This window comes from Mycobacterium sp., assembly GCF_032161845.1.
Classification (GTDB): domain Bacteria; phylum Actinomycetota; class Actinomycetes; order Mycobacteriales; family Mycobacteriaceae; genus Mycobacterium.
This window is the reverse complement of the sequence record NZ_JAVRQA010000211.1, coordinates 1-7,923: the sequence shown is the minus strand read 5'-3', so window position 1 is coordinate 7,923 and position 7,923 is coordinate 1. Positions and strand designations below refer to the sequence as shown.

Here is a 7,923-nt window from a genome sequence, read left to right as displayed (position 1 = left end):
ATCGAGTCGGCCTTGGTCCTCACTCTGGCTGGCAAGGTAAAACCCCGCACCGAGGTCAGTGACCGCGAGACGACCATACGACCAGATCTGACTGTGGATCGCCTGCTCTCGTCGGCGACGGTTGCAGTGGTCGTCGCCGTCGCCGTGTACGCCGTGTTCTCGCTCCGGAATCAGATCGACATCCCGCTGCCATACGGCAGCCAGCGCATGTGGTCGATCGCGGCGATCGGCGTTGCCCTCACTGGGTTTGCGAACCTCTGGTCGCTGTTCAGACGCGGCGGAAACAGCTTTCTGCGCCTGAGTCCCGATGGGTTCGAGTTTGGGCAGGGGGTCTCGTCGGTACGAGGGGAGTGGAACGACGTCGTCGACTTCGCTGACCGCCGGGTCGGAAAGGCGCGACCAGTGCGAGGCACGCTATTCGTCGAGTTCGGTGACGGAAGGGTTCGCACCCAGGCCATCGACTCCTACACGCCCAAAGGTGAGGCGCTTCGTCGCTTGGTGCGCTACTACTGGATCAATCCCGACAAGCGCGACGAACTGGCCACCGGCCGAACGGTCGAAAGGCTCAACGAGTTCGAGGGCAAGTCATGATGACGTCGATCCGAAACCGGTGGTGGATCTTCGGTGCAGCGTCGTTGGTGGTGGTCGTCGCCGTCGTCGTCGCACTCGTGGTTTCGACGCGTAGACAGCCGGCTCAACCGCAATCGCCACCATCCCTTGGGCTTCCGCCGCAACTGCTGCTCACGGCGTCGATGCGCAGGGAGCCCGTGCCCGGCTGGAAGACATCGTCGGAGGAACTCGGTTTCCCGCCGGGCACGATCCCCAAAGTCATTGGAAACATCGGTGACAACGCCTACTTCCTCGGCATCACGGGCACCGGTTGGTGGTTGGTTGGGCTCGACGTGTCCACGGGGCGCCGCACCTTTGCACCGCTCGAGCTGGGCCGGTCTGATGACGCCCTTTCCTTCGACTGTTTCGTCAACGGCCCGACGATGGTGTTGTGCCTGCGGCAGGATCGAGATCCTGCCAAGCTGGCGCGGGCGTGGGTCGTGGATTCCAGCAAGGGGCAGTTGTTGTTCGACGGCGCAACTCAATTGCGATTGTCGTCAAACCAAGGGGAGCCGATGGTCGAGCAACGGGGCGACTTCGCTCTCGCAACCGTGAGTGGTGAAGGCGTCCACGGCGTCGGACCTCACGCCGAGCTCACGTGGTTCGTCCCGGGCCGCGGATCGGTATCCCAGGAAAGGAACTGGAACCGCGATTCGCCGCCCCAGCCAATAGCCGTTCAGGGCGGAGCAGGTTCGTCCCCCACGGATGTGGTGTTTTCGATCGCAGACGGCAAAGTCGTGAAACCTGCGGTGCCGCAGGGTGGGCTGTTCGGGCTGGCATTCGTCTATCCGGGTGGGTTCGGCTACGAATACTCGTCGGCGGCCGACTACACCTGGGATCGGGTGGCCTTGTTCGATTCGTCCGGCCAAGTGTTGGGTCGACGAGAGCTCGAGGGCACCATCCTCACCGGCTCGCGCGATATCCCCTTGTTGCAGGGAAAGTCGTCTGACACCGTCGTCAGCCTCGACGGTCGAAAGCTCCTCGAACTGCCCAAGTCAACCGTGATGCCCTATACACGGCTGATCGGGGAGCGGCTCTTGATCGAAGCGGGCGGTGAGCGCGAGAAGAGTTGGCGGCAATACGATTTGCGCACCGGCGCGAGCGCCAAGACATGTGATGTCGAGGGCCTCGGCTATTACTACATCGCATCGGATGGCGACGTAGCGTTGATCAGAAGCGACGGGGCGGTGGCCCGCGCGTTCGACCTCTCGACGTGCGATGAGCTGTGGCGGCTTCCCGGTGAAACGCAGAGCGAAGGCAAGGACGTATGGCGGGTCAACACCACGCTGATTCAGCGCACCAATGACGAGTTGTTCTCGTTGGTGGCACCGGCCTAGACGAGACATCGGCGCGCTCCCGTCTCAACGGTTCGCTACGACCGGCCCGTCCGACGACGGGCTGGGACTGTTTTACTCAGCGCCGGACGCGGTGCTAGCGACCTGATTTGCCGCGCGGAACACCCCTGAACGGATGTTAGCGTCGAGAGGCAGTCACTTCGGTCAGTAGGCACGAGATCTTCGCCATGGGCGGCGACATGCTCGGCGGTTGGACGTTCGGCTATGTCGGCGGCATCATCGGCAACATAGTGTGCCCGGGATGAACGCCCTTCCCATCGCCATCCTGTGCGGTCTGCTGTTCGGCGCACTTGGAGTGCTCGCCACGGTGTGGACAGTGATCAGCGCCCTTCACGGTGATTTCTTGACAGCTGTTGCGACTCTGGGCTTCTCGATGTTTTGCATCGGCTTCATCGTCCCATTCGCAAAAGCCGTTCCTGGCAGGATCAATCCGCGCGGACAGTTCGATGAGTTGGGTACCACCATCCGGCCCGATCGGGGAGTGGACGGGCCAATCCAGGTCTCTCTTCTAGGGCTGTTCATCGGCGGTGGAATGTTCGCGGTCCTCGCTCCACTAGACAAGCTGGACATCCCGGTTCCGCGGGAGATGCGGCTGTATCTACCGTTCGTAGCTGGAGTGGCCGCGATATTGGCTGCACTCACCGTATGGCGAACACTGCGGCGCGGAAGCTCCAAGTACATCCTCTTGACGCCCTCTGGATTTGAAATCGCGCAGGGTTGGCGGCTACAGGCCGGCGACTGGGCCGACGTGAAGGACATCACGGATTCAGCGCCGGACCAACCAGCTGCAACGTCAGGTGCCGTCGTGTTCGTGATGTCCGATGGGAGCAGCCAGTCGATCGCGGCCGCCTCCATCACTCCGGACGGACATTCACTTCGTCGACTCGTCGATTTCTATTGGCAGCATCCCGCTGACCGCTCGGAACTCACCGACGGACGAGCTTTGCGGCGGCTCGCGAATGAGCAATTCGACGTCGCCTAGACGCGACTTCGGCGCGCTCCCGTTCGCTGACCGAACGAAAACGCGCCGAAACCGCTTGTTGATCAGGCAGCGGGCTTGATCGCTTGCGCCCCGCCACCGACGGTCAGGATCGCGCCGTTGACATAGCTCGCGGCGGGCGATGCCACGAACGTCACGACGTTGGCGATCTCGTCGGCCTCGGCGGTGCGGCCCAATGCGGTCGTGCGGCCAAGGCCCTCGATGAGGTCACCTTCGAAGTCGGCGGTGCCAGGTGTCTGGGTCGGGCCGGGGGCGACGGCGTTCACGCGCACACCCTGAGCGCCGAACTCATCTGCCCACAGCTTTGTGAGCAGTTCCAGCGCCGCCTTGCTTGCGCCGTAGATGCCCGCACCTGCGGCGGGCGTCGTGGCGGCAACCGTCGTCACGTTGATCACCGAACCGCCGCCGCGCGCGATCATCCCGGGAACCAGCTTCTGCACCAGCACGTAGGGCGCCTTCAGGTTGGTGTTGATCTGATCGTCGAAATCGGCGTCGGTGGTGTCGAACGTCGGCGCGAAGCGGTAGATGCCCGCGTTGTTCACCAGGATGTCCACTGCGCCAGCCTCGTCGGCAAGGCGGCGGACGTCCTCGGCGACCGACACGTCGGCGGCGACGAAACGTGCTTTACCGCCAGCGTTCTCGATCTCCTGAACCGTCTTCGCGCCGCGCTCGGCGTTGCGGCCGTGGACGACGACCTCGGCGCCTTCGGCGGCCAGTTGGGTCGCGATGGCGTACCCGATGCCTGCGGTGGCACCGGTTACCAATGCCGTCTTTCCAGTGAGTGTGTTCGTCATGGGACTCGCCTCCTGGGCGTTGAAGTTGTGGTGAAGCCATTCACCACAAGCCCCGTATTGGAACTTTTATTCCATAACCCGGCGGGCCTCGCGAGGGGGGCGCTAGGCGGTCAGGGCGACCGAGGCTTCTGCGGTGTAGCAGAGGAACGTCAACGTCTCTTCGAGGTACAGCTGCACGGTGGTGGCGTCGTGGGACAGGTAGCCGATCGACACGTCGGTGCCGAGCTGCAGGTCGAAGTCGCCACCGCGGGTGGAGAGGACGAACGCCCCGTCGATGGCAGGCGCCCAGATGATCTCGCCGTCGATCAGGCGGTTGAGGTGCTCGCGGATCGGATAACCGTGCTCGGTGGTCTCGCTGACCTGGGTGTAGACGTCCGCGGACAGCAGCACGCAATAGGGCCCGTCGACGCCGGCCAGCCGAAGCTCCGACAGCGCCTGGCTGATCACGTCCGGGATCTCCCGCGGATCGGCGGGCAGGGCCAGCGCCGGATTGGAGCTGCACTTGCGGATGCCGTCGATGGACGCCGCGCCGTAGCCCTCGAAGATCGCCCGGTCCTCGGCAAAGGCGAGCTGCTTCGCGGCTTCCTTGACCGGATCCCAGTCGGAGTCCTGCGAGCCACGCTCGACGTCGTCGACGTCGGTGCGCGAGATGGTGAACGGCACCCGCAACCGAACCAGCGGCCTGCTCTCGCGGAGGTGCGCCACCACGCCTTCGCCCGGGGGTGCGACGTCGACCAGGTGGCCGGTGCTGACCGCCGCCTTCGCGGGACCGCCGGGGTCGCTCACGTCGACGACGCGGCGCCCGGCGATGTGCCGCTTGAAGGTCCGGGTCGCCTCCAATTCGATTTCTTCCCAAGCCTCTTCGGTGATCGGCGCCAGGTCGCGGTAGAGGTTGTTCATTGTGATTGTCCTTTCAAACTGCCGATCGACAGGGAGCCGGTGGAGATGGAGGCTACTTCGGGTTCGTCGGGCTCCGAATCCGGCAGCGGCGGTGGGTCGTCGAGGAAGTCGGCCGACGGTGTGAAGAACATCGTGCCGGTAATCGCGGTCGAGAAGTCCAGAATGCGGTCGGTATTGCCTGGCGGATCGCCGATGAACATGTTGCGCAGCATCCGCTCGGTGACCGTCGGGGTACGCGAATACCCGATGTAGTACGTGCCGTACTCGGACTTGCCGAGTTCGCCGAAGGGCATGTTGTGCCGCACGATCTTCAGCTCGTTGCCGTCGGCGTCGGAGATCACGTTGAGCGCCAGATGGGAATTAGCGGGCTTCTCGTCATCGTCCATTTCGATGTCTTCGAGCTTGGTCCGGCCGATCACCCGTTCCTGCTCGGTGACTGGCAGCGCGTCCCACCCGCCCATGTCGTGCAGGTACTTCTGCACGTGCACGTAGGACCCGCCGGCGAAGTCGGGATCCTCCGCACCAATGGACGTGGCCTTGACCGCCACTGCGCCAGCGGGGTTCTCGGTGCCGTCCACGAATCCCATGAGGTCTCGGTTGTCGAAGAACTTGAAGCCCTGAACCTCGTCGACGACGGTGATCGCGCCTGCCATCGCGTTGACGATGCGCTTGGCGAGTTCGAAGGCGTAGTCGAGCGAGGTGGCCTTGATGTGAAAGAGGAGATCCCCCGGCGTGGAAGGGGCGGAATGCCGCGGACCCTGCAGTGCCATGAACGGATGCAGCTCGGCGGGGCGGGGCCCGGCGAAGAGTCGGTCCCAGGCGTCCGAGCCGATGGAGGTCACCAGTGAAAGCAGTCGGCTAGGGTCGCGGAACCCAACTGCGCGCACCAGTCCGGACAGGTCGCCGAGGGCGTCGTGGACCACCGCCTCACCACCGTCGTCGATGGTGGCCACCAGAAAGATGGCTGCTGGCGTGAGCGGTGCCGTTACGGGCTGTGGCAACGGAGCGGACACAAATCGACCCTAGCGTGACGCTCCGCGAAAACGCCCGTCAAGATACAAAGATGGCAGCTAGCCCCCAAGGCCTCTGTGAGTTCATCGACGCGTCCCCGTCGCCCTTCCACGTGTGCGCCACCGTTGCGCAGCGGCTACGCGGGGCGGGTTACACCGAACTCTCCGAGTCTCAACCATGGCCGTCGGACGGTCCCGGTTACTTCGTCGTGCGGGCGGGGTCGTTGGTCGCATGGAAGTCTGGCGACGGCGGCGCTCCGTTCCGCATCGTCGGAGGGCACACCGACAGTCCGAACCTGCGGGTCAAGCAGCACCCCGACCGGTCCGTGGCGGGGTGGCGGGTGGTCGCGCTCGAGCCGTACGGCGGGGCGTGGCTGAACTCGTGGCTGGATCGCGACCTCGGGATCAGCGGCCGGCTGTCGCTCAGGAACGGCTACGGCGGGCAGGAGCGAAGCGACCCGGGGAATCATTCAGGCGTCGAGGACCTGCTCGTCCGCATCGACGATCCGATCCTGCGGGTGCCGCAGCTGGCGATTCACCTCTCCGACGATCGCAAGGGCGTGACGCTCGACCCGCAACGCCACGTCAACGCCGTCTGGGGCGCAAGTCCGTCGGGCAGCGCGGCCCGGCCATTCGTCGACTACGTGGCGGAGCGCGCCGACGTGGACCCAGCCGACGTGCTGGCCGCCGATCTGATGACCCACGACCTGACTGCCTCGTCGCTCGTCGGCGCCGACCGCGATCTCATCAGCGCGCCTCGGCTGGACAATCAGGGCACCTGCTACGCCGGGCTCGAGGCGTTCCTGGCCGTCGAGCCGGGCGGCTACGTCCCCGTGCTGGCGCTGTTCGACCACGAAGAGGTGGGCTCGACGTCGGATCACGGCGCGCAGTCCGAGCTTCTACCGACGGTGCTGGAGCGCATCACCCTGGCCGGGGGCGGCACGCGAGAAGACTTCCTGCGCCGCATGTCTGGCTCGATGGTTGCCTCGGGCGACATGGCCCATGCGACGCACCCCAACTACCCCGAACGGCACGAACCGAGCCACCTCATCGAGGTCAACGGCGGCCCGGTGCTCAAGGTGCAGCCAAACCTGCGGTACGCCACCGACGGCCGGACCGCGGCGGCATTCGCGCTGGCGTGCGCCCAGGCCGGGGTGCCGATGCAGCGCTACGAGCACCGCGCCGACCTGCCGTGTGGGTCGACGATCGGGCCGATGACTGCCGCCCGCACCGGGATCCCGACGGTCGACGTCGGGGCCGCACAACTGGCGATGCACTCGGCGCGGGAGTTGATGGGCGCGAGGGACGTCAACGCCTATGCCATCGCATTGCAGGCATTTCTGTCACCGGTGTGATCTAGCGTCGGGGCATGAGTCTCGACATTGCAATGGTGACCTTCGACTGTTCCAATCCCGATTCGCTCGCGGCATGGTGGGCCGACGCCGTCGGAGGTGAGGTGAATGCGGTGGCTCCTGGCGAATTCGTCATGCTGGCCCGCCCGAACGGTCCGACGCTTGGCTTCCAGAAGGTGCCCGATCCCACGCCAGGAAAGAACAAGGTCCACCTGGACCTGCACGCCGCCGACAAGGAGGCCGAGGTCACCCGACTGGTGTCGGCGGGGGCCACGGAGACTGGCCGGAACAGCTTCGGTCCTGACTTCGAGTGGGTGGTGCTCGCCGACCCGGAGGGCAATGCCTTCTGCGTCGCCGGTTAGCCGCGCGCGTTCAATCGGCCCCCAAGGCAATAGAATGACTTCGTGACGTCCGGGTTCTCCCACGAAGTGGACACTGTCGAGCAAGCTTCTACCACCCCCGATCAGCCGCAGCCGTTCCGCGAACTCGGTCTCAAGGACGACGAGTACCAGCGGATCCGCGGCATCCTTGGCCGTCGGCCCACCGATGCCGAGCTCGCCATGTACTCGGTGATGTGGAGCGAGCACTGCTCCTACAAGTCGTCCAAGGTGCATCTGAAGTACTTCGGTGAGACCACGACCGACGAGATGCGCGCAGGCATGCTCGCGGGCATCGGCGAGAACGCCGGCGTCGTCGACATCGGCGACGGTTGGGCCGTCACCTTCAAGGTCGAGTCGCACAACCATCCCTCCTACGTCGAGCCGTACCAGGGCGCAGCCACGGGCGTCGGCGGGATCGTCCGCGACATCATGGCCATGGGTGCCCGTCCGGTCGCGGTGATGGATCAGCTGCGCTTCGGCGCCGCCGACGCGCCAGACACCCGTCGGGTGCTCGACGGCGTGG

Annotated in this window: 9 protein-coding genes and 1 pseudogene; 7 read left to right on the top strand and 3 right to left on the bottom strand. The window is 65.2% G+C overall.

The annotated features are described in order from the left end of the window. The 4 genes and pseudogenes from QOD90_RS12320 to QOD90_RS12305 form a co-directional block, all read left to right on the top strand. On the top strand, positions 1–591 hold a 591-nt coding region (locus QOD90_RS12320), incomplete at its 5' end, for a hypothetical protein (protein ID WP_526350017.1). Next, entirely contained in the window at positions 588–1,946 is a 1,359-nt protein-coding gene (locus QOD90_RS12315) for a 9-bladed beta-propeller domain-containing protein (protein WP_526350015.1), read from the top strand. The genes QOD90_RS12320 and QOD90_RS12315, both read left to right, overlap by 4 nt. A 1-nt stretch (position 1,947) precedes the next feature. Next, a pseudogene (locus QOD90_RS12310) lies at positions 1,948–2,052 on the top strand (phosphoribosylformylglycinamidine synthase subunit PurQ); the annotation flags it as partial. Positions 2,053–2,205: 153 nt separating this feature from the next. After that, positions 2,206–2,946 (top strand): hypothetical protein, encoded by a 741-nt coding sequence (locus QOD90_RS12305; RefSeq protein WP_526350013.1) that lies wholly within the window; start codon positions 2,206–2,208, stop codon positions 2,944–2,946. 62 nt (positions 2,947–3,008) lie between these two features. Here the strand turns inward: QOD90_RS12305 and QOD90_RS12300 are convergent, their stop codons facing one another. The 3 genes from QOD90_RS12300 to QOD90_RS12290 all read right to left on the bottom strand — a co-directional run bounded on the left by QOD90_RS12300 (position 3,009) and on the right by QOD90_RS12290 (position 5,671). After that, entirely contained in the window at positions 3,009–3,758 is a 750-nt protein-coding gene (locus tag QOD90_RS12300; protein WP_526350011.1) for an SDR family NAD(P)-dependent oxidoreductase, read from the bottom strand. Between the two features lie 102 nt (positions 3,759–3,860). Then, positions 3,861–4,658, bottom strand: coding sequence for a family 1 encapsulin nanocompartment shell protein (locus QOD90_RS12295; protein ID WP_526350009.1), 798 nt, complete (start codon positions 4,656–4,658; stop codon positions 3,861–3,863). Continuing rightward, positions 4,655–5,671: a Dyp-type peroxidase gene (locus QOD90_RS12290; protein WP_526350007.1), complete on the bottom strand. Its 1,017-nt coding sequence runs from the start codon at positions 5,669–5,671 to the stop codon at positions 4,655–4,657. The genes QOD90_RS12295 and QOD90_RS12290 overlap by 4 nt, the downstream gene beginning before the upstream one ends. A gap of 50 nt (positions 5,672–5,721) precedes the next feature. On the opposite strand from QOD90_RS12290, the gene QOD90_RS12285 reads away from it, so the two are divergent. The 3 genes from QOD90_RS12285 to QOD90_RS12275 form a co-directional block, all read left to right on the top strand. Further along, a complete protein-coding gene (locus QOD90_RS12285) occupies positions 5,722–7,023 on the top strand; it encodes a M18 family aminopeptidase (protein WP_526350005.1) in 1,302 nt (433 codons plus the stop codon). Positions 7,024–7,037: 14 nt separating this feature from the next. Continuing rightward, the gene (locus QOD90_RS12280) at positions 7,038–7,382 is read left to right on the top strand and encodes a VOC family protein (RefSeq protein WP_526350003.1); all 345 of its coding nucleotides are present in this window, start codon (positions 7,038–7,040) and stop codon (positions 7,380–7,382) included. Between the two features lie 42 nt (positions 7,383–7,424). Next, on the top strand, positions 7,425–7,923 hold a 499-nt coding region (locus QOD90_RS12275), incomplete at its 3' end, for an AIR synthase related protein (RefSeq protein ID WP_526350001.1).

Bases quoted from the DNA above. Each gene is read 5' to 3' on its own strand.
- QOD90_RS12315 (WP_526350015.1), top strand. From the start codon at position 588: ATGATGACGTCGATCCGAAACCGGTGGTGGATCTTCGGTGCAGCGTCG.
- QOD90_RS12305 (WP_526350013.1), top strand. From the start codon at position 2,206: ATGAACGCCCTTCCCATCGCCATCCTGTGCGGTCTGCTGTTCGGCGCA.
- QOD90_RS12300 (WP_526350011.1), bottom strand. From the start codon at position 3,758: ATGACGAACACACTCACTGGAAAGACGGCATTGGTAACCGGTGCCACC.
- QOD90_RS12295 (WP_526350009.1), bottom strand. From the start codon at position 4,658: ATGAACAACCTCTACCGCGACCTGGCGCCGATCACCGAAGAGGCTTGG.
- QOD90_RS12285 (WP_526350005.1), top strand. From the start codon at position 5,722: ATGGCAGCTAGCCCCCAAGGCCTCTGTGAGTTCATCGACGCGTCCCCG.
- QOD90_RS12280 (WP_526350003.1), top strand. From the start codon at position 7,038: ATGAGTCTCGACATTGCAATGGTGACCTTCGACTGTTCCAATCCCGAT.